14 protein-coding genes are annotated in these 20892 nt (G+C 59.0%); 7 read left to right on the forward strand and 7 right to left on the reverse strand.

What is annotated here, in order from left to right; translation table 11 throughout:
- Positions 1-99 precede the first annotated feature (99 nt).
- On the forward strand, positions 100-1383 hold the full coding sequence (aroA, locus tag PG897_RS00395; protein ID WP_043172052.1) for a 3-phosphoshikimate 1-carboxyvinyltransferase: 1284 nt from the start codon (positions 100-102) through the stop codon (positions 1381-1383).
- 213 nt (positions 1384-1596) lie between these two features.
- The gene (aroG, locus tag PG897_RS00400) at positions 1597-2652 is read left to right on the forward strand and encodes a 3-deoxy-7-phosphoheptulonate synthase AroG (RefSeq protein ID WP_017765809.1); all 1056 of its coding nucleotides are present in this window, start codon (positions 1597-1599) and stop codon (positions 2650-2652) included.
- A 94-nt stretch (positions 2653-2746) separates the two neighbouring features.
- Here aroG and PG897_RS00405 read toward each other — a convergent pair whose 3' ends face one another.
- Positions 2747-4342 carry a methyl-accepting chemotaxis protein gene (locus tag PG897_RS00405; protein ID WP_201881875.1) on the reverse strand — a complete coding sequence of 532 codons (1596 nt, stop codon included), beginning with the start codon at positions 4340-4342 and terminating at the stop codon, positions 2747-2749.
- A 260-nt stretch (positions 4343-4602) separates the two neighbouring features.
- Here PG897_RS00405 and hutW point away from each other — a divergent pair, with 260 nt between their 5' ends.
- Positions 4603-5973 (forward strand): heme anaerobic degradation radical SAM methyltransferase ChuW/HutW, encoded by a 1371-nt coding sequence (gene hutW, locus PG897_RS00410; RefSeq protein WP_201881873.1) that lies wholly within the window; start codon positions 4603-4605, stop codon positions 5971-5973.
- Positions 5974-6046: 73 nt separating this feature from the next.
- Here the strand turns inward: hutW and xseA are convergent, their stop codons facing one another.
- From xseA to PG897_RS00440, 6 genes are all read right to left on the reverse strand, one after another.
- Entirely contained in the window at positions 6047-7411 is a 1365-nt protein-coding gene (xseA, locus tag PG897_RS00415; RefSeq protein ID WP_201881871.1) for an exodeoxyribonuclease VII large subunit, read from the reverse strand.
- A 107-nt stretch (positions 7412-7518) separates the two neighbouring features.
- Positions 7519-8259 carry a DMT family transporter gene (locus PG897_RS00420; protein ID WP_270828686.1) on the reverse strand — a complete coding sequence of 247 codons (741 nt, stop codon included), beginning with the start codon at positions 8257-8259 and terminating at the stop codon, positions 7519-7521.
- A 138-nt stretch (positions 8260-8397) separates the two neighbouring features.
- Positions 8398-8817 (reverse strand): ExbD/TolR family protein, encoded by a 420-nt coding sequence (locus PG897_RS00425; RefSeq protein ID WP_201881869.1) that lies wholly within the window; start codon positions 8815-8817, stop codon positions 8398-8400.
- On the reverse strand, positions 8817-9572 hold the full coding sequence (locus PG897_RS00430; RefSeq protein WP_201881868.1) for a MotA/TolQ/ExbB proton channel family protein: 756 nt from the start codon (positions 9570-9572) through the stop codon (positions 8817-8819). The genes PG897_RS00425 and PG897_RS00430 overlap by 1 nt, the downstream gene beginning before the upstream one ends.
- Before the next feature lie 2 nt (positions 9573-9574).
- Positions 9575-10348: an energy transducer TonB gene (locus tag PG897_RS00435; RefSeq protein ID WP_201881867.1), complete on the reverse strand. Its 774-nt coding sequence runs from the start codon at positions 10346-10348 to the stop codon at positions 9575-9577.
- A gap of 235 nt (positions 10349-10583) precedes the next feature.
- Positions 10584-12452 carry a potassium transporter Kup gene (locus PG897_RS00440; RefSeq protein ID WP_041202971.1) on the reverse strand — a complete coding sequence of 623 codons (1869 nt, stop codon included), beginning with the start codon at positions 12450-12452 and terminating at the stop codon, positions 10584-10586.
- A gap of 464 nt (positions 12453-12916) precedes the next feature.
- Between PG897_RS00440 and guaB the strand changes: the two genes are divergently transcribed.
- The 4 genes from guaB (at position 12917) to PG897_RS00460 (ending at position 20866) form a co-directional block, all read left to right on the forward strand.
- The gene (gene guaB / locus PG897_RS00445) at positions 12917-14380 is read left to right on the forward strand and encodes an IMP dehydrogenase (protein WP_005301581.1); all 1464 of its coding nucleotides are present in this window, start codon (positions 12917-12919) and stop codon (positions 14378-14380) included.
- An 83-nt stretch (positions 14381-14463) separates the two neighbouring features.
- Positions 14464-16053 (forward strand): glutamine-hydrolyzing GMP synthase, encoded by a 1590-nt coding sequence (gene guaA / locus PG897_RS00450; RefSeq protein ID WP_043172061.1) that lies wholly within the window; start codon positions 14464-14466, stop codon positions 16051-16053.
- Positions 16054-16431: 378 nt separating this feature from the next.
- Complete coding sequence (locus PG897_RS00455) at positions 16432-16704, forward strand: hypothetical protein (RefSeq protein WP_010633780.1); 273 nt, start codon at positions 16432-16434, stop codon at positions 16702-16704.
- 604 nt (positions 16705-17308) lie between these two features.
- Positions 17309-20866 carry a YobI family P-loop NTPase gene (locus tag PG897_RS00460; RefSeq protein ID WP_270828687.1) on the forward strand — a complete coding sequence of 1186 codons (3558 nt, stop codon included), beginning with the start codon at positions 17309-17311 and terminating at the stop codon, positions 20864-20866.
- Positions 20867-20892 lie beyond the last annotated feature (26 nt).

Below are 20892 nucleotides of genomic sequence, written 5' to 3' on the forward strand. Positions count from 1 at the left end.
CCCCGCGGCCTGCTTTTGTGCCACCCGCAGTCTTGCCGAGCAGGGCGCGGGCTGCTAACGTCCGGTCAGGTCATTTTTTTGAGATCGTACAGGAAGTCTATGAATTCGTTGCGTTTGGAACCCATTTCTCGTGTGGCCGGTGAGGTCAATCTGCCCGGCTCCAAGAGCGTATCCAACCGGGCCCTGCTGCTGGCAGCCCTGGCCCGTGGCACCACCCGGCTCACCAACCTGCTCGACAGCGATGACATTCGTCACATGCTGGCGGCGCTGACCCAGCTCGGGGTCAAGTACAAGCTCTCCGCCGACAAGACCGAGTGCACCGTGCACGGTCTGGGTCGCAGCTTTGCGGTGAAGGAGCCGGTCAATCTGTTCCTCGGCAACGCCGGCACCGCCATGCGACCGCTGTGCGCCGCGCTGTGTCTGGGCTCCGGCGAATACACCCTGGGCGGGGAACCGCGCATGGAAGAGCGCCCCATCGGCCATCTGGTGGATGCCCTGCGCGAAGCGGGCGCCCATATCCAGTACCTGAAGAAAGACGGCTATCCGCCGCTGGTGGTGGATGCCAAGGGGCTGTGGGGCGGTGATGTGCATGTCGACGGCTCCGTCTCCAGCCAGTTCCTGACCGCCTTCCTGATGGCGGCGCCCATGGCGGCGGGCGACACCCGCATCCACATCAAGGGGGAGCTGGTCTCCAAGCCCTACATCGACATCACCCTGCACATCATGAAGCAGTTCGGGGTGGTCATCGAGCACGACAACTACAAGCTGTTCTACATCAAGGGCAACCAGAGCTACGTCAGCCCGGGCGACTTCCTGGTGGAAGGGGATGCCTCCAGCGCCTCCTACTTCCTCGCGGCGGGCGCCATCAAGGGCAAGGTGCGGGTCACCGGCATCGGCAAGCACAGCATTCAGGGCGATATCCACTTCGCCGACGTGCTGGAGAAGATGGGCGCCCGCATCACCTGGGGCGATGACTTCATCGAGGCCGAGCAGGGGCCGCTGCACGGCATCGACATGGACATGAACCACATCCCCGATGCGGCCATGACCATCGCCGTGGCAGCGCTGTTCGCCGAGGGGCCCACCTCCATTCGCAACATCTACAACTGGCGGGTGAAGGAGACCGACCGTCTGCACGCCATGGCGACCGAGCTGCGCAAGCTGGGCGTCGAGGTAGAGGAGGGGCGTGACTTCATCACCGTCACCCCGCCAGCGCAGCTCAAGCATGCGGCCATCGATACCTACAACGACCACCGCATCGCCATGTGCTTCTCGCTGGTGGCGCTGTCCGATACCGCCGTCACCATCAATGATCCGGGTTGTACCTCCAAGACCTTCCCGGACTACTTCGACAAGCTGGCCAGCATCAGCCAGCGTGCATGAGTCAACCAGGCCCGCCTCGCAGCGGGCCTGTTTCTTTGGGCTGTCCCGCTCTGCTACCCCCCTCTCTTTATCCTCGCCTAGCAGCATTATTCAAACTTGCAAGGTAGGTTAAGAAAATTCCTTATCCAATAATGTAATTTTCTATTTACACCACTGCTTGTGCGGGCTAGATTGAAGTTTCTTTATCGCAGTCATCTAGCAGGAAGCCTTATCATGCAGCATCAAACCGACGACGTTCGTATTAGTGAAATCAAAGAGTTATTACCCCCGGTTGCGGTGCTTGAGAAGTTTCCGGCCACCGAGGTCGCATCCAATACCGTCTTTGAATCCCGTCAGGCCATCCATCAGATCCTGGCCGGTGAAGATCAGCGCCTGCTGGTGGTGATCGGCCCCTGTTCCATTCACGACCCGGCCGCCGCGCTGGAGTACGGCAAGCGCCTCAAGGTGCTGCGTGATGAACTCAAGGGTCAGCTGGAGATAGTGATGCGGGTCTATTTCGAGAAGCCGCGCACCACGGTGGGCTGGAAGGGGCTGATCAACGACCCTTACCTCGACAACAGCTGCCAGATCAACGATGGCCTGCGCATCGGTCGCAAGCTGCTGCTGGATCTCAACGACATGGGGCTGCCGACCGCCTCCGAGTTCCTCGACATGATCACCCCGCAATACGTGGCGGATCTGATGAGCTGGGGCGCCATCGGGGCCCGCACCACCGAATCCCAGGTGCACCGCGAGCTGGCCTCCGGTCTCTCCTGCCCGGTGGGCTTCAAGAACGGCACCGACGGCACCATCAAGGTGGCCATCGATGCCATCGGCGCTGCCAGCGCGCCGCACCACTTCCTCTCGGTGACCAAGTACGGCCACTCCGCCATCGTCGCGACCCGGGGCAACCCGGACTGTCACATCATCCTGCGCGGCGGCCGTGAGCCGAACTACAGCGCCGCCCACGTGGACGAAGTGGTGAAGGGGCTGGACAAGGCCGGTCTGCCGCAGAAGGTGATGATCGACTTCAGCCACGCCAACAGCAGCAAGCAGTTCAAGAACCAGATGCTGGTGGCCGAGGACGTGGCCGGTCAGCTGCGTGCCGGCAGCAAGGCGGTGTTCGGCGTCATGGTGGAGAGCCACCTGGTGGAGGGCCGTCAGGATCTGGTGGAAGGGTGCGAACTCACCTTCGGTCAGAGCATCACAGATGCCTGCATCGGCTGGGCCGACACCGAGACCCTGCTGCGCAATCTGGCCGATGCGGTGGCCACCCGCAACGCAGGTTAATTTCGGCCGGGCCGCGCCAGCTCAACAAGACGCAAAACAAAAGCGCGACCCGGGGTCGCGCTTTTTTATTGGCCGCCGCGGGCGGCAGGCATGATCACCAGCGGTAGGTCTTGAGCAGCTGCTCGAGCTTGCGGCACTGCTCCACCAGCTGGACGCTGGCGAGATTGGCGGCGTGAGCCTGGCCCAGGGTGTCATTGGAGGTGTTGCGAATGTCGCTCACCGAGCCGTCCACTTCGCTGCAGACCCTGTCCTGCTCCTCGGCGGACTGCGCCATCTGGGCATTGAGATCGTTGATGCTGCTGATACGGCCGATGATGTTCTGCATGGCGGCCAGGGTCGCCTCCGTCTTGTGGATGCTCTCGTCCGCCTTGGCCTTGGCATCCCCGATCACCGATACCGCGCTCTGGGCCTCGTTCTGCAGGGCGGCGATCATCTGGGAGATCTCCTCGCTGGCGGCGCGGCTGCGGTTGGAGAGGGCGCGCACCTCGTCGGCCACCACCGCAAAGCCGCGGCCCTGCTCGCCGGCCCGGGCCGCCTCGATGGCGGCGTTGAGGGCGAGCAGGTTGGTCTGATCCGCGATCCCCTTGATCACCTCCAGCACCCCGTCGACCGCCAGGCAGCGATTGTCGAGCTGCTGGATCACCTTGTCGACCCGCTCTATCTCCGCCGACATCTCGCCCATGTCGTTGATGGAGTGCTGGGCCAGGCGACTGGTGTTGGCCGCATCCTGGTTGGTGAGGGCGGAGAGCTCGGCGCTCTTGCGGGCGTGTTCGCGCACCTCGTGGGAGCTGGCGGCCAGCTCGCTGACGGCGGCGGCCACCTGTACCGTCATGCTCTCCTGCTGGCGGGCCGAGCCTTCGGTCTGGGTCGCCACCAGGCGGATCTGGTTGGACTCCTGATAGAGCTGGTGGGTGGCGCTCTCCACCTCCTGCAGGCTGTGGCGAAACCCCTGCACCATGGCACTGACGGCACGGGTCATCTCGCCCAGCTCATCCCGGTTGGGGTTTTCCAGGGGGAGGGAGAGATCCCGCTCCTTGGCCATGCGGGTCATGGCCAGCTGCAGATGGCGCACCGGCCGCTTGATGTAGCGCTGCAGCACCCAGCCCAGCAGGCCGAAGCCCAGCCCAAACACCGCCACCAGGCTGCCGCTCAGGATCAGGTTGTTGCGATGGATCTCGCCAAAGGTGTGGCTGAGATCGTAACTGATGCGCACCGCCCCCATGACGGTACCTTCCGCCACCTGGTGGCAGGTGGTGCACTGGGTGCCGCGATACTCCTTGTAGGCCTTGAAGGGCTTGATCAGGGTGAGCTGGTTGCCCTGCTGCTCGAGAATGGTCTCGCCCTGCTGGATGGCGCGCTCGTCCAGCTTGTCTTCAATCTGCTGATCCGGGTGGCCTGGGCCGAACAGGCTGGTGACCGCCGGGGCGCGGATCAGGCGGGCCTCGACGATGCCGGCCTCGCTCTTGAGCTTGGTCTGCACGATCTGGCGATTGGCGATGGCCCCCGTCATCATCAGCACGTTGAGCTGATCCATGTAGGTGTTGGCGGCGCTCTCCACCTTTTCACCCGCCAGCCGGATGGCGAGATCCCGTTGCAGCCAGGCGGAAAGCTCGAAGCTGAGGGCGAAGGTGCAGCCGATGACCAGGGCGAGGGGGAGAAAGATTTTCCAGTTCAGAGACAGATTTTGCATCGTTGGCAGGTCCATGCGCAGGTGAGCGATCGTCAATGGTTGATGACTCTCCCCCGTTTGCTCATCAGAACGGGGGAGATGGTTCTCTATCGGCTCACCCTACCTCATCTTGAGTAAATTAACTGTTAACTGGATCCATCATGGAGGTTAATGGTGCGTAGCAAACGAGGGTTGTTCGTCATTGAGTTGATCCAGCACAAACTTGGTAGTTATTGATAGTGGTTATCATTTGCATTATTTCACTCGATAGCCTGCCTGCGATGACACCACTGCTGACCCCGACCATGACAGGTCTTGCCACCCCGGATCCCCTCAAGTTCGCCTTTGGCGCCAAGACCTCGGCCCACGCCAGTCGCGGCGGCGTGCGTCCGTTCACCCTCGACCATGCCGACTGGCAAGCCTGGTGGCGCCGCGAGAGCGAGGCGGACGAACGGGCGCTCTATATCCACATCCCGTTTTGCCGCAAGCGCTGCAGCTTCTGCAACTTCTTTGAAAATGGCGCCAATCCGGCCCGTATCACCCGTTATGTCAACGCGCTCTGCGGCGCGCTTGCCAAGGCGGCCGAGACCCCCTTCACCCAGAGCCGCCCCTTCTCGGCCGTCTATGTGGGGGGCGGCACACCGACGGACATGAGCGCCGACGAGCTGGCGATGCTGGCCGCCGCCATCCGTCGTTTTCCCCTGACTTCGGATGCGGAGGTGACTCTGGAGGGGCGCCTCAATGGCTTTGACGATGCCAAGTGGCAAAGTGCGCTGGCGGGTGGCTTCAACCGCTTCTCGTTCGGGGTGCAGAGCTTTGATACCGAGGTGCGCCAGGCGGCGGCCCGCTTCGACGACCGGGAGACCCTGCTGACCCGGTTGGGGGAGCTGACCCGCCACGACGACGCGGTGATCGTGGCCGATCTCATCTTCGGCCTGCCGGGCCAGGATGATGCCGTGTGGCGTCAGGACATCGCGGATGTGATGGCGAGCGGGGTGCACGGGGTGGATCTCTATCAGCTCATCGCCATGGCCGGCACCAATCTGGCCCGTGCCGAGGCGAAGGGCAAGCTCGGCTGGGCCGCCGACGGTCAACAGCGGGCCGCCATGTATGCCTATGGTGCCCAGACGCTGGAGCAGGGGGGCTGGCAGCGGCTCTCCTGCAGCCACTGGCGGCGCGGTGAGGCCGAGCAGAGCCGCTACAACCAGATGGCCAAGCGCGGTGCCGAGATCCTTCCCTTCGGGGCTGGGGCGGGCGGCAACGTGCATGGGCACGGCCTCATGTATGGCCGAGATCTGGCGCTTTGGCACGAGGCGCTGGCGGCGGATCAGCGGGCCCCCGGCATGGTGATGGGGCGCAATCCCAATGGCCGCCTCGATGGCCTGCTGCGCGGCGCGCTCGACAGCGGCTGGCTGGTGCTGGCCCGCTTGCCGACGCCGCTGCGGGCACATCTGCAACCCTTGTTCGAGGCCTGGCAACAGCACGGGTTGGCAACGCTGAGTGATGCACGGCTCGAGCTCACCCTGGCGGGGCGCTTCTGGAACGTCAATCTGCAGGCAGGGTTGTTTGAATACTTGCAGCTCAACCCGCTGGCGGGGTCGGGTACGGCGCCTGCCGATGCGGCGCAGGCGGTGCGCCATTCGCTGGTGTGAGTGCGCTGGCCGAGAGGGCCGGGCAACGAGGGGATGATAAACAAGGGGGGCACCTGATGTGCCCCCTTGTTCGTTATGGCTGGTGGACCTCTTCCACCCGCACCCGCAGTTGCCCCTCTGCAAGCTGGGTGACCAGTGTCTGGCCGGCATCCACCTGGGCGGCGCGGCTGATCACCTCACCGCTCTGGGTACGGGTGATGGAGTAACCTCGCCCCAGGGTGGCAAGCGGGCTCACCCCGTCGAGGCGGGCGCTGAGCATGGCGAGGCGGTGGTCGGCCAGATCCCGGCGCTTGGCGATGAGGGCATGGAGGCGCTCCTCGGCCAGCTGGTGGCGACGCTTGCCGACGGCCAGCAAGCGCTCCGGGCTCTTGCCCTGCAGGCGCAGCTCCAGATTGGCGAGGCGCCGCTCCCCCTGATGCAGTCTGTGATTCATCAACTGCTGCAAGCGGGCGGAGAGCTCGTCGAGGCGCTGGGATTGCTGCTCCAGCCGCCGCTTCGGATCCTGATGGTCGAGCCGCTTTTGCAGCAGGATGAAATCGTGGCGGGCGGCGGTCTGCTGGCGGTTCATGGCCTGCAGCAGTTGCTGCTTGAGATGGGCGAGGCGCTGGGCGCGGGCGCTCTGATCCGGCGCCACCAGCTCGGCGGCCGCCGACGGAGTAGGGGCGCGCAAGTCGGCGGCAAAGTCGCTGATGGTGACGTCCACCTCGTGGCCTACTGCGCTCACCACCGGGATGGCGGAGTGGGCGATGGCGCGCGCCACCGCCTCTTCGTTGAAGCACCAGAGATCTTCGAGCGAGCCGCCGCCGCGCCCGACGATCAGCACATCCACTTCGGCGCGGCGGTTGGCGAGGGCAATGGCAGAGACGATCTGGCCGATGGCGGCGCTGCCCTGTACTTGAGTCGGGTAGATAAACACCGGCAGATCCGGCGCGCGGCGTTTGAGCACGGTCAGAATATCGTGCAGGGCAGCGCCGGTGGCGGAGGTGATGAGGCCCACCGCGCGCGGTTCGCGGGGCAGCGGCCGCTTGCGCCCCTCGTCAAACAGCCCCTCGGCGCCGAGGCGGCGCTTGAGCTCCTCAAAGCGCAGCGCCAGCACGCCGTCGCCCGCCGGCTGCATCGACTCGATGATCAGCTGGTAATCGCCACGCGGCTCATAGAGGGAGACCCGCGCCTGCACCAGTACCTGCATGCCGTCCTGTGGGCGGAAGGCCACCCGCCGGTTGTTGCCCTTGAACATGGCGCAGCGCACCTGGGCCGACATGTCCTTGAGGGAGAAGTACCAGTGGCCGGAGCTTGGCATCGCCAGGTTGGAGAGCTCGCCGGTCAGCCACACCAGCCCCAGATCCTGTTCCAGGATCATGCGCACGGCGCTGTTGAGGCGGGTGACGGTAAAGACCTGCTGTTGTCTGCTTTGACTCGGTTCGTTGCGGTAGTTCAAGGCTGGTCCTGCGCTGTGTGCCCCGCCTTGGGGGCGGGGACATAAAACAATGGCGCCATCTTAACGCAGTTCGGGGCGAACGCCGAGCGGCGCTGGCCCTGGCGGGTTCAGCGTGCGTCCGGATCCTGAGGTTGCGCCCGGGCCTGAACGGCCGGGGGGCTGGCCTGGCTGGTCACCAGCCAGACCGAGAGGCAGACGACCAGCCCCCCCAGCACGAAGCCCTGGCTCAAGGTCTCGCCAAGCACCAGCGCACCCCACAAGATGCCAAAAGGGGGAATGAGGAAGGTGACGGTGAGGCTGCGCAGCGGGCCGATATCGGCGATCAGTCGAAAATAGAGCAGGTAGGCGAGGGCGGTGCAGACCACGCCGACCGCCAGCACGCTGACCCAGGCGGTGGGCACGGCCCAGTCGACCGCGGGGCCGGCCGCCAGCTGGTAAGCGAAAAAGGGCAGCAGAAACAGGCTGGCACCCAGCTGGCTGCCAAAGGCCACCAGCTTGGCATCGAGCCCGCCGCGATGGGTGATCCAGCTGCGGGTGAGAAAGCCGGCAAGGCCGTAGCAGGCGGTGGCAAACAGGCAGGCCAGCACCCCGGGCAGCAGATGCCCACCGGCACTCACCTCGCCAGTAGTCGTGATGAGGCTGATCCCGATCACCCCCAATACCACCCCCAGCCATTTGCGCCGGTCAAGGTGCTCGTTGAAGCAGGAAAAGCCGATGAGGGCGAACAGTACCCGCAGGAAGGTGGTGTTGACGGCGCCAAATGCCGGGGCGGCGATGCGCATGAACAGGAAGCTGGCGCCCCAGATGGCGGCCAGCAGAAGCAGGCGCCCATAATCGGCAGGTTTCATGGTGTCGTCCTTGCGGTGATGATCGCCAATATTGGCGCTGCATCGGCATGATGCCGACAAGGTGCCTGTGCTGGCAACTGCCAGGATGGCTGCAGGGCATCCATGCCCTGTGGTGCCGGCGTGTGGGTGCCTGGAGCGTTACGGCTCCGGCTGACTCACGAAGGCAATCTTGTGCAGGCCGTGTTGGGAGGCCTGGGCCATCACCCTGGCGATGATGCCGTACTCCACCTTGCGATCGATGCGCAGCTGGATCTCGGGCAGCTCCCCCTCGGCCTGGCCGGCGCTCTCCATCCTGGCGAGCAGAGCGGCTTCGTCGACCTCCTGATCGTTCCAGTAGATCTTGCCGGCCCCATCGATGGCGAGATTGATCTCCTCTTTGTCTGGCTGGTTGAGCTGGCTGCTGGCCTCTGGCAGCTCGAGCTTGACCGCGTTGGTGAGCAGGGGGGCGGTGATCATGAAGACGATGAGCAGCACCAGCATGACGTCGATCATCGGGATCATGTTGATCTCGGAGAGGGGTTGATCGTCCCCTTCGTCCGACAGTTTGCCGAATGCCATCACCCGCGCTCCTCTCTGGTTTTCCGCTCCATCAGCGGAGTGACCTTGGTGGTGGCGGCCTGCTCGAAGCCGGTCACCAGCAGGGTGAACAGATCGTGGCCAAACTCCTCCAGCGCCGCGAGCCTGAGGCGATTGCGCCGCACGAAGAAGTTGTAGATGAGCACGGCCGGCAGGGCGACCGCGAGGCCGAAGCCGGTCATGATCAGCGCTTCACCCACGGGGCCGGCAACCTTGTCCAGACTGCTCTGACCGGCGGCGCCGATGGCCAGCAGGGCGTGGTAGATGCCCCAGACGGTGCCGAACAGCCCGATGAAGGGGGCCGCCGAGCCCACCGAGGCGAGGAAGGCCAGTCCCTGTTCCAGCCGCACCCGCTCCTGGGTGATAGCCCGGCGCATGGCGCGCAGCAGATATTCATCCGGCGAGCCCAGCTTGCAGCTGACCGCTCGCTCCTCGGCCCGCTTCAGCTGAGCCACGGCCGCCAGCGCGGCGCCGGTCAGCCGGCCATAGGCTTCCTGCGGCGGCAGGTGGGCCAGCTGGCGCTCCATCTCCGGCATGCTGTCGTGCTGCCAGAAATCGGCGATGAAGCGGGCGTTGAGGCGTTGTTCCCGCTGCGCGAGGTAGCCCTTGAGCAGGGCGTAGTAGCAGGTACCAAGGGACATCAATACCAGCAGGATGAAGGGGATCAGCCCCACGCCGCTGTTCTGGCTGAGCAGGTGGGCGATGCCCATGCCGTTGCTTGCGATTTCAGGATCCATGTTCAAGCCCTTAATTTGAAAATGATGGTGACTCTTGCCGAGGCCTCGACGGCCACGTTGTTCTGTCTGGCAGGAATGAATTTCCAGTGGCTGACGGTCTTGCGGGCCGTCATGTCCAGCCGCCGATAGCCGCTGCTCTTGGCCACCTCCACCGAGGCGGCGGTGCCCTCGGCCGTCACCCGCACATTGAGGATGACCTGCCCCTCTTCTCCTCGTCGTCTCGACTCATAGGGGTATTGGGGCTCGGGGTTGTTGAGCCGTGCATCGCGGGCGATGGGGGCGCTGTTGCCCGCGCCGCCGCCAGCCTTCTGGGCAGGATGCTGACTGGTACTTCCGCCGCTCGCCTGTGTGGCGGTTGCCGCCGTCGCAGGGGCGGGCGCACTGACCGGAGGTTGCGGACTGCTCACCGGCATGACCTTGGCGGGCTGCACCGGCGGGGTGCGGTGTTTAAGCGGCTTGACGCTCTTTTTGACTGGCTTGAGCGGCGGTTTTTTGGGGGGCGGCAGCGGCCTGGCCTTTTGCTGCACTTTTTGTATTTGCTGCGCTGTGGTAGCAGGGGCGGGGGCCGCCTTGGCTGGCGCGTCATTGGTTGCGGCCTCGCCGACCCAGCGGGCCGACAGGGTCAGCGGCAAGGGCGGGGTGATGGGTGCAGGCTGGTGCGCATAGAGCCACCAGAAGGCGGCAAGATGCAGGGCGATCGCGATGGCAAGGCAAACGAGACGGGCGGCGCCAGGATCGTTGGCGGGCAGTGCGGGTCTCGGGCTGCAGGCGGCCATCACTGGGCTCCCTGACGAGTCTTCATATTCATACTCAAACGGCTGGTGTGAAGGCGCCCGAACCGGCGCCGAAGCCGCAAGCTTGCCCGACGAATAGCCTGTCAAACAATAACTATTATCAATCGTGTTTTAATCGTAACAGGATGAAAAACCGGGGGATAAGTATCGATACTGGGCCCCTTTGCCACCTCACTGGTTGCAACGCCGCCTTCTGGTAATGAGTGGCGGCAGCGGGTTACAGCTCCAGCAATACCCCGAGCTCCACCACCCGGTTGGCGGGAATATGGAAGAAATCGGTGGCCTTGAGGGAGTTGCGGTTCATCCAGACGAACAGACCCTCCCGCCAGCGCGCCATGCCGGGCAGATCTGTGCTGACCAGGTGCTCGTGGGAGAGGAAGAAGGAGGTCTTGGCCATGGTGACTTTCAGATCCTCCTGGGCGCAGGCCTGGAAGATCTCCTCCATGGAGGGCACCTCCTTGTAGCCGAAGTGGGCGACCACCTGCCAGAACCCCTCGCCAAGGTGGGTGAGTTCGATGCGCTCCTTGAAGGAGAGCCAGGGTTCGTCTTTGATCTGAACAGTCAGGAAAATGACCCGTTCGTGCAGGATCTTGTTGTGTTTGAGATTGTGCAGCATGGCGTGGGGTACCACCTGCACCGACTTGGAGAGAAACACGGCGGTGCCGGGTACCTGCAGCGGCGGGTCTGCCTGCATGTTGTCGACAAACCCTTTCAGCGCCAGTGACTTGTGTTCCAGCTTGTCGAGCACCAGCTCCCGTCCGCGCTTCCAGGTGGTCATCACCAGGATGGCCAGCAGCGCAAACAGGATGGGGAGCCAGCCACCGGCCAGAAACTTGGTGGTATTGGCGGCAAAGAAGGTGAGATCGACCAGCAGCAGCGGCGCGCATACCAGCGCAATCAGCCAGCGCGACCACTTCCAGCGGCGGGCGGCCACCACCATCAGCAGCAGGGTGGTCAGTGCCATGGTGCCGGTCACCGCGATGCCGTAGGCGGCCGCCAGGTTGCTCGAGCTCTGGAACCAGAAGATGACGATGACGATGCCCCCCAGCAGCAGCCAGTTCACCAGCGGCAGGTAGATCTGGCCTATCTCGTGCTCCGAGGTGTGGCGGATCTCCTGGCGCGGCAGGTAGCCGAGCAAGATGGCCTGGCGCACCACCGAGTAGGTGCCCGAGATCACCGCCTGAGAGGCGATGACGGTGGCCAGGGTGGCGAGGATCAACAGGGGAAAGGCCAGCCAGGAGGGGGCGAGCAGGTAGAAGGGATTTTCGATGGCGGCCGGATTGCGCAGCAGCAGGGCCCCCTGGCCGAAGTAGTTGAGCAGCAGGGCCGGCATCACCAGGGAGCCCCAGGCCAGCCGGATGGCGCCACGGCCAAAGTGGCCCATGTCGGCGTAGAGCGCCTCCGTGCCGGTGACGCAGAGCACGACCGCCCCCAGGGTGATGAAGGCGACCCCCGGTCGGCTGGCCATGAAATCGAGGGCGTAGAGCGGGTTGATGGCCTGCAAAATGGCGGGATTCTGCCCGATCTCATAGGCGCCGAGCGCCGCCAGCACTCCGAACCAGAGCAGCATGACCGGGCCGAACAGGCGGCCGATGCCGGCGGTGCCGTAATGCTGCACCCCGAATAGGATCACCAGTACGGTGAGGGTGATGGGCAGCACGAAGGGCGCCAGCTCCGGGGTGATCACCTGCAGCCCTTCGACCGCCGAGAGCACCGAGATGGCGGGGGTGATCACCGCATCCCCGATGAAGAGCCCCACGCCGACCAGACCGAGCATCATGAGCAGGGCGCGCGACCTGGCCGGGAGGCGGCGGGAGGCCAGCGAGGCGAGGGTGAGGATCCCCCCTTCTCCCTTGTCGTCGGCCCTGAGCACCAGCAGCACATATTTGAATGAGACCACGATCATGATGGTCCAGAAGAAGAGGGAGACGATGGAGAGGATCCCAGCCGGGGTGGGTTGCAGGCCCAGGTGTCCGGCGAAACTCTCCTTGAGGGCATAGAGCGGGCTGGTGCCAAGATCGCCATAGACGACCCCCAGTGCCGCCAGGGTTATGGCCATGCGCCCTTGCGAGTGTCCGTGATTCATCATGAAATTCCATTTCAATTCAGAATGTTAATCATGATACGCAGGCGCCGGCTCAAAGCAAACCCGCGCCGTGAAAAGGTCACTTCGCTGGGCGTACCAACCCGGGTGAACCAGTTTGGATACGGCGCAGCTTGGTTTAGTTGTTGACGGACTTGCCAGAGGCGAGTGACCCGGTTGGCGAGGGTGCTCGACAGGTGCCAACGGGTCTGCAACGGGGGAGGGGTTGCGGGGCTGCCTGAAAAAATTAAACGGGGGCTTTTTTGCATAAAACCGCAATGAGGCAACTCTTTTGCCTGCAAACGGCCGTTTTATGACGAAAATTGTTGGGTTTTTAGCGTCTTGGCGGCTGAAAAGGTCAAAACGCCATAAAAAATTCAAAAAACTTCTTTACCAGTGACCAATGCGTGAGTAAACTTCGTCGGCAATATTTTACACCCCCACTTCCTCAACGGTGAGATATTGCCATGCTCAGGATTGCCAAAGAAGCGTTAACCTTCGACGATGTACTGTTGGTTCCCGCCCACTCCGAAGTTCTTCCCAATACTGCCGATCTGCGTACCAAGCTGACCTCTGCCATCAGCCTGAACATCCCCATGATCTCCGCTGCCATGGACACAGTGACCGAAGCCCGTCTGGCTATCGCACTGGCCCAGGAAGGCGGTATCGGCTTTATCCACAAGAACATGTCCATCGAGCAGCAGGCTGCAGAAGTGCGCAAGGTCAAGAAGTACGAGAGCGGCGTGGTCACCGACCCCGTCACCGTACGCCCTGACCTGACCATCGCCCAGATCAAGGAGCTGAGCCACAAGAACGGTTTCGCCGGCTATCCGGTGGTGACCGAAGGCAACCAGCTGGTGGGCATCATCACCGGTCGTGACGTGCGCTTCGTGACCGATCTCTCCCAGACTGTCGAACAGATCATGACCCAGAAGGATCGTCTGGTCACCGTGCGTGAAGGGGCGCCTCGTGAAGAGGTGGTCGGCCTGATGCAGAAGCACCGTATCGAGAAGGTGCTGGTGGTCAACGCCGACTTCAAACTCAAGGGCATGATCACCGTCAAGGACTTCCAGAAAGCCGAGCGCAAGCCGAACGCCTGTAAAGACGACAAGGGTCGTCTGCGGGTCGGTGCCGCCGTCGGTGCCGGTGCCGGCAACGAAGAGCGCGTCGCCGCCCTGGTGGAAGCCGGTGTGGACGTGCTGCTGATCGACTCCTCCCACGGCCACTCCCAGGGCGTGCTGGATCGCATCAAGGCGACCCGCGAAGCCTACCCTGATCTGCAGATCATCGGCGGCAACGTGGCTACTGCCGCGGGCGCCAAGGCGCTGGCCGCTGCCGGCGTCAACGCCGTCAAGGTCGGTATCGGCCCGGGCTCCATCTGTACTACCCGTATCGTGACCGGCGTGGGCGTGCCCCAGATCACCGCCATCTCCGACGCCGTTGACGCGCTGGAAGGCACCGGCATCCCGGTGATTGCCGATGGCGGCATCCGCTTCTCCGGTGACGTGGCCAAGGCCATCGCCGCGGGCGCCAGCTGCGTCATGGTGGGTTCCATGTTCGCCGGTACCGAAGAGGCGCCGGGCGAGATCGAGCTCTATCAGGGGCGCTCCTTCAAATCCTACCGTGGCATGGGTTCTCTGGGCGCCATGTCCAAAGGCTCCAGCGACCGCTACTTCCAGACCGACAACGCCGCCGACAAGCTGGTGCCGGAAGGGATCGAAGGCCGCGTGCCGTACAAGGGCCGCCTCAAAGAGATCATCCACCAGCAGATGGGTGGCCTGCGCTCCTCCATGGGGCTGACCGGCAGCGCCACCATCGACGACATGCGCACCAAGGCTGAGTTTGTGCGCATCTCGGGCGCCGGGATGAAAGAGTCCCACGTCCACGACGTGACCATTACCAAAGAAGCCCCCAACTACCGGATGGGCTGATAAAACGGGGCTGCGGCCCCGTTTCTCCACCCCTTTTTTATCCCGTGCTTTTTGTGACAACAGCAGCCTGATGCAGGAATAAAATGACTAAAGACATTCACCAGCACCGTATCCTTATCCTCGACTTCGGTTCCCAGTACACCCAGCTGATCGCCCGCCGCGTGCGCGAAATCGGCGTCTACTGCGAACTGTGGGCCTGGGATGTGACCGAAGAGCAGATCCGCGAATTCAATCCGAGCGGCATCATCCTCTCCGGCGGCCCCGAGTCCGTCACCGAAGCGGGCAGCCCGCGCGCCCCCGAGTACGTGTTCAACGCCGGCGTGCCGGTGTTCGGCATCTGCTACGGCATGCAGACCATGGCCGAGCAGCTGGGTGGCAAGGTGCAATCCTCCACCGAGCGTGAATTCGGTTACGCCAAGGTGGAAGTGCTGGGCAACGCCGGCAAGACCAGCGCGCTCTTGCGCAACATCGAAGATGCCATCGCCGACAACGGCAATGCCCTGCTGGATGTGTGGATGAGCCACGGCGACAAGGTCACTACCATCCCGGCCGACTTCACCACCATCGCACAGACCGCCACCTGCCCGCACGCCGCCATGGCCAACGAGGCCAAGCGTTTCTACGGCGTGCAGTTCCACCCGGAAGTGACCCACACCCGTCAGGGTGCCCGCATGCTGGAGCACTTCGTCAAAGACATCTGCGGCTGCGAATGCCTGTGGACCCCGGCCACCATCATCGACGACGCCGTTGCCCGCATCCGCGAGCAGGTGGGTGACGACGAGGTGATCCTGGGCCTCTCCGGCGGTGTGGACTCCTCCGTGGTGGCCATGCTGGTGCACCGCGCCATCGGCGATCGCCTCACCTGCGTCTTCGTCGACAACGGTCTGCTGCGCCTGAACGAAGGCACCCAGGTGATGGAGATGTTTGGCGACCACTTCGGTCTGAACATCGTCAAGGTCGATGCCGAAGAGCGCTTCCTCTCCGCCCTTGCCGGTGTTGATGAGCCGGAAGCCAAGCGCAAGATCATCGGCCGCGTGTTCGTCGAAGTGTTTGACGATGAAGCGAAAAAGCTGAAAAACGCCAAGTGGCTGGCACAAGGCACCATCTATCCGGACGTCATCGAATCGGCTGCCAGCAAGACCGGCAAGGCCCACGTCATCAAGTCTCACCACAACGTCGGCGGCCTGCCGGAAGAGATGAAGATGGGTCTGGTGGAGCCGCTGCGCGAGCTGTTCAAAGACGAAGTGCGCCGCGTTGGCCTCGAGCTGGGTCTGCCCTACGACATGCTCTACCGTCACCCGTTCCCGGGCCCGGGTCTGGGCGTGCGGGTGCTTGGCGAAGTGAAGAAAGAGTACTGCGATATCCTGCGCCGCGCCGATGCGGTCTTTATCGAAGAGCTGCGCAAGGCCGACCTCTACAACCAGGTCAGCCAGGCGTTCGCCGTGTTCCTGCCGGTGCGCTCCGTCGGCGTCATGGGCGATGGCCGCAAGTACGACTGGGTCATTGCGCTGCGCGCCGTCGAGACCATCGACTTCATGACCGCCCACTGGGCTCACCTGCCGTACGACTTCCTGGGTCACGTGTCGAATCGCATCATCAACGAGATCAACGGTATCTCCCGCGTGGTGTACGACGTCTCCGGCAAGCCGCCCGCAACCATCGAATGGGAATAAGCGGCTAACGCCCTTTCGCCCTTCAAGCATAAAAATGTAAAAAAGACGCCCTTGCGGCGTCTTTTCTTTTTCCAATCGTTTGCGCCTCATTTTTCCTCTCGCTAGCCGCTTTCTTGCCTCCCTGCCTCTGTCAGATATGACAGGGGGTGTTTTATGGATCTCGCACTAGGCTCAGCCATGCCAATTGAGACCGATGCTGTGAGGCGAGGGTCGTGGCAGCAGGGGAGAGTGACGACAGCAACGCCTTCATGTGCACTGTCGACACCGGACATGCCAAATCTGGTATGACCCCCGGTGGAGTCCGGACACCACTTGAATAAACGGGGCGGAACCCGAACAGCCAAACGAGTAGGGACAAGAGATCACGGAGGGTTTGTTATGTCAGAACAAGCAGTGTTGTTGGGCGGATGGACTGCCTACCACAAGCTGAGCGCCAAAGATCAGGCCGTATTCAACCAGGCACTGGAAGGATTTGTCGGGGTGCAGTACACCCCCTTTGAAGTCTCCACCCAGGTCGTCGCCGGCACCAACTACCGTTTCAAATGCAAAACCACGGTGCCGCTGCCCAACCCGATCCACGGAGAAGCCGTGGTGCAGATCTTCCAGTCCCTGGATGGATCGGCCCATATCACCTCCATCACCCCGATCTAATTGGGTTGTGGGGCAAGGCGGGTAGGGGGACATAGTCTTCAACCCGTTTGTTTCGAACTCTGGAAATAAGAAAGACGCCTTAGGGCGTCTTTTCTATTACTTGCTAGAACGTTGTCCCCAAAGCTGAACGAAGCTGCGACTTGTAGATGCAATGATTCCGTACTCGGAGGAAATTTAACCTAGCCTTCGGGCGTATTTTTTTGCCGATCCAGGAAGGTCTTTCCCCATCTTGCACACGGCATATCCCTATGTGACCAGCGGCTACAGCACTGCGCCGGCTCGGTGGTTTGTTGGGGAGCAATATCCTATCCATCAATGGCAAGGATTAGCTCGAACAATGGAAAGGTGGGTGCTCCAATATCTTGTCTTGCAGCAATAAGCTTGTAAACCGTGTGTAGTTCAGTTGAAATGAATGAACTTCAAGGCGCCATTACCGAACTCCATCATCAGAGCATCACTATGTTTAGGTGGTCGAATGATAAAAGTGACTTGAAAAATTTTCGTCTGTGTGTTTTCGATTTTTAAGGGGGCGTTAATTCCGTATCATATGATAAAGACAATCATCTCTCTAACACGAAGGTTTGCTAATCGCCTTGATAGTGTTGTGTCTTGGCTGGAAAGTAAAGACAGCTCCGTCAATACACCATCTAAGTTCGTGGACCTTGCGCCAACTGATGAAGCAGATAAGACAGGCATATATTCCGAAGCGATTCTTTTTGCTACGAATAACTCGAAGATATTCAACATCGCTCTAACTGGTCCCTACGGGTCAGGAAAAAGTAGTATAATTCAGACCTTCTTGCGAAATTATCGGCGACCTGTACTTCATATTTCTCTGGCTTCGTTCGTTCCCGAAACGGATTCGGAGGGAGGTAAGGTGAGCCGCCAAGAGATTGAAAGGAGTATCCTACAGCAGATGCTGTATGGTGCTGATGCAAATAGACTTCCACTATCACGATTTAAAAGAATTCAGTCTCCAAGTGCATTCGCTATATTTAAATCTCTCTTCATAATGCTTGGTGTTTTCTCACTTTGGTACGTTATTCATCAGCGAGAGTATATTATAAGTGGCACTTACTTCACTCCATTTGAATTAAGCAATGGCATAAATCTGGCTGTTTTTACTGTCGCGGTAGTATTTTTCTGGGCGATGCTTCATCATTTTTATGTTGCTAGCTTTGGACTGTCACTGAAAAGCATATCGTTAAAAGATATTGAAATAAAGCCTGCGTGTGATGACCAAGCCTCTATATTAAATAGGCACCTAGATGAAATAGTCTATTTTTTCCAATCAACGAATTACGATCTTGTTATTATTGAAGACCTAGACCGATTTGAGAACTCAGAGATTTTTGTAACACTGAGAGAAATTAATAATCTGGTAAATGAGAATGCTGGTGTAAAGCGCACTATAAGATTTCTCTACGCCCTTCGCGACGACATGTTTGTCAATACTGATAGAACAAAGTTTTTCGAATTTATCATACCTGTCATACCGATCATCAATACATCGAATTCGATCGATATGGTATTGGCGCAAGGAAAGAGACTTGATCTCGATGGGCGCCTTGATCGGCAGTTTCTGAGAGAGGTATCACGATACCTTAATGACCTCAGGTTGATTCAGAACATCTTTAATGAATACTCTATTTATGTGGCTAATTTGGAAACAGATGGTGAGAATCTACTTGATGCTAACAAACTTCTCGCAATATTGATCTATAAAAATGTCTATCCAAGAGACTTTGAACAGCTACACCGAGGTGCAGGTACTCTTGCTGAAATATTAAGTCATCAAGATGAACTGATTGGCTCTGGCGAGGCTACTTATAGGGCTAAAATAATTTCGATCGAAGAGAAGCTTGAAATTGCTGAGCGACAAACACCTTCTAACCTGAGAGAATTACGCCAAATCTACGCTATGGCTCTTGTAGAGAAGCTTCCAGCAAATGTAACTAGCGCTAGCCATAATCGGCAAGTATATATTTCGCTTCCTCAATTGGCCAGCAGTGATGCGTTCGATCAACTTATAGAATCTTCGTATGTCTACTACAGCTACGCCAATGGTCATGCATCCCAGTCCATCGATATTTCACATTTGCAAAATGAGGTGGACCCTCAGAAAACCTATAAGCAACGAAAATTGGAAATTGAAAGTAGGGCACTTGAAAATAAGAATAAGAACTTGCGCCAAGTACATGACTTGAGGGAAAAATTATCAGAGCTGCGTACGACAAAACTTAATGAACTGTTGCGTTTGAATGCCGATAGTGTACAGGGTCTCTTCGATAACTTCGGGGAAAACGGAGATCTTGCCCGTTTTCTAATTTTGGAAGGCTATCTCGATGATACCTACTATCAATATACTTCACTCTTTCACTCGGGCCGCTTGTCACCTAATGACAATAAGTTTCTTATCCAGATTCGAGCATTTGTTACCCCTGAACCAGGTTTTTCTATCGATAATCCACATGAAGTTATCGCTGCGATGCGCGATGAGGACTTCCGGCAAAATTATGTTTTGAACGTTAAACTGGTTGATTGTCTCCTGAGCGATCGTGGTCGTTACCACAACCAGCTGCAGAAGCTTTTCGGGTTCCTTTCAAAAGAATTCGAGAGCTGCGAGAATTTCTTCGACATTTATTATACGAGTGGCCACGATGTTGTAGGGCTACTTTCGGGGTTGGCCAATGTTTGGAAGGGTCTTGTCCCTGCTGCCATTGAGAGTGTTAATAATATTTCACACGCAACTAAACTAGTTTCTAGCTTGCCCGAAAGGCAGCTCGAAGAACTGGCAAAGAGTTTCGATGAACTACCTATATTTATTTCGGAGAACCTCCCGGAAATTTTGATAAATTCACCTGAACTTGTACCAGAACGTCTTGTATGTCTTGGCTTTGAGGTAAAAGAACTGGCCGAAATCAAAGAGCATTCTGAGATTGTACGTACCATGTTCGAGAAAGGGCGCTTCGAAATTACAATCGCCAATCTGGAGTACATCTATCAAGCCATTTTTGGAGAAAACGATCTCGAGCAATTACGCGAGAGGAATTTCACTGCTATTCGTTTGAAGAACAATGCTGCCTTGTTGAAACGGATAGAGCGTGATTTCGGCCGCTACCTACATGACGTACTTTTGGCGCTTAAAGGGAATTCAAAGGAGGATGCTCCGGCTATTCTTGCTGTTATGCAGCATGAAGGGCTTGAGCAGGATGATCTACTGATGTTTCTTGAACGACAAACGACCTTGTTGCCAACGCTAGCGGATGTTCCCGAGAAATTGCACGCAACACTGTTCAAGTTAGGTTTGATCGAGCCAACTTGGCTGAACTGTCTATCTTTTATAGAAAGTAAAGAATTCGTGGTGGAGAGTTTAACAGGGTATCTTGACCGAGATACTGTCCGTACTGCTCTCCTGAAACAGCCTATTCCTAGTGATGATTATTCACAGAAACTGCGTAGCTTCCTCTTCAATGCTGGCTCTCTGTCTGACTCCACCTATAGAGAATATATTCATGCTCTACCTAAGTCGTTCAAAAAACTACCAGAAGGGTTTGCTCCTACAAAGCTTCGCATTCTGATTGATGAAGGTAAAATCATCTTTAGTAATGAGTGTCTTGATGCACTCGCTGGTAACAAAGATCTACAGGTTTTATTTGTAGCCGCAAACGTTAACACATACCTTGAAGAGCCAGACGAGTTCGACCTCGATGATGATTTTAGAGAAAGTCTTCTTCGCACTGAAATTGATAATAAAGCCAAGCTTGAGATTATTGGTTTGATGGATCTGGAGTTACTTGTGAACCACCCTGAACGGTCGGCTCTCATCGGTAAAATTATTAACAATACTGATGCTAACCTATCCAATATCAATAGTGGTATTGCTCAATCCTTAGTTATTAACTCCATGCCTATTGCGACGAAAATCTCACTCTTTAATAAATATCATTCTCTTATGACGGATGGCGAAGTACGTTGTGTCTTAGAAAACCTACCAAAGCCATATTCTGAAATAAAAGTTGGGTACAATATTCCGGTTTTGAAGAAAACTCCTGAGAATCAGGTTTTTGTTATATGGCTTAATGACAGGGACATTATCTCATCATGGAGTGAGAGTCGTGTGTTCACTGACGAGATAAGAGTGAATCTTTATAGGAGCTGATAAGAGAAAAGGCTGATTATGGAATC

The organism is Aeromonas sp. QDB20 (assembly GCF_027707805.1).
GTDB classification, from domain to species: Bacteria; Pseudomonadota; Gammaproteobacteria; order Enterobacterales; family Aeromonadaceae; genus Aeromonas; species Aeromonas dhakensis.

What these genes read in the sequence shown, in the direction of transcription:
- PG897_RS00440 (WP_041202971.1), bottom strand. Translation starts at nt 12,452, where the DNA reads ATGAATCACGGACACTCGCAAGGGCGCATGGCCATAACCCTGGCGGCA.
- aroG (WP_017765809.1), top strand. Translation starts at nt 1,597, where the DNA reads ATGCAGCATCAAACCGACGACGTTCGTATTAGTGAAATCAAAGAGTTA.
- PG897_RS00435 (WP_201881867.1), bottom strand. Translation starts at nt 10,348, where the DNA reads ATGGCCGCCTGCAGCCCGAGACCCGCACTGCCCGCCAACGATCCTGGC.
- PG897_RS00405 (WP_201881875.1), bottom strand. Translation starts at nt 4,342, where the DNA reads ATGCAAAATCTGTCTCTGAACTGGAAAATCTTTCTCCCCCTCGCCCTG.
- guaB (WP_005301581.1), top strand. Translation starts at nt 12,917, where the DNA reads ATGCTCAGGATTGCCAAAGAAGCGTTAACCTTCGACGATGTACTGTTG.
- PG897_RS00425 (WP_201881869.1), bottom strand. Translation starts at nt 8,817, where the DNA reads ATGGCATTCGGCAAACTGTCGGACGAAGGGGACGATCAACCCCTCTCC.
- PG897_RS00455 (WP_010633780.1), top strand. Translation starts at nt 16,432, where the DNA reads ATGTCAGAACAAGCAGTGTTGTTGGGCGGATGGACTGCCTACCACAAG.
- aroA (WP_043172052.1), top strand. Translation starts at nt 100, where the DNA reads ATGAATTCGTTGCGTTTGGAACCCATTTCTCGTGTGGCCGGTGAGGTC.
- guaA (WP_043172061.1), top strand. Translation starts at nt 14,464, where the DNA reads ATGACTAAAGACATTCACCAGCACCGTATCCTTATCCTCGACTTCGGT.
- hutW (WP_201881873.1), top strand. Translation starts at nt 4,603, where the DNA reads ATGACACCACTGCTGACCCCGACCATGACAGGTCTTGCCACCCCGGAT.
- PG897_RS00430 (WP_201881868.1), bottom strand. Translation starts at nt 9,572, where the DNA reads ATGGATCCTGAAATCGCAAGCAACGGCATGGGCATCGCCCACCTGCTC.
- PG897_RS00420 (WP_270828686.1), bottom strand. Translation starts at nt 8,259, where the DNA reads ATGAAACCTGCCGATTATGGGCGCCTGCTTCTGCTGGCCGCCATCTGG.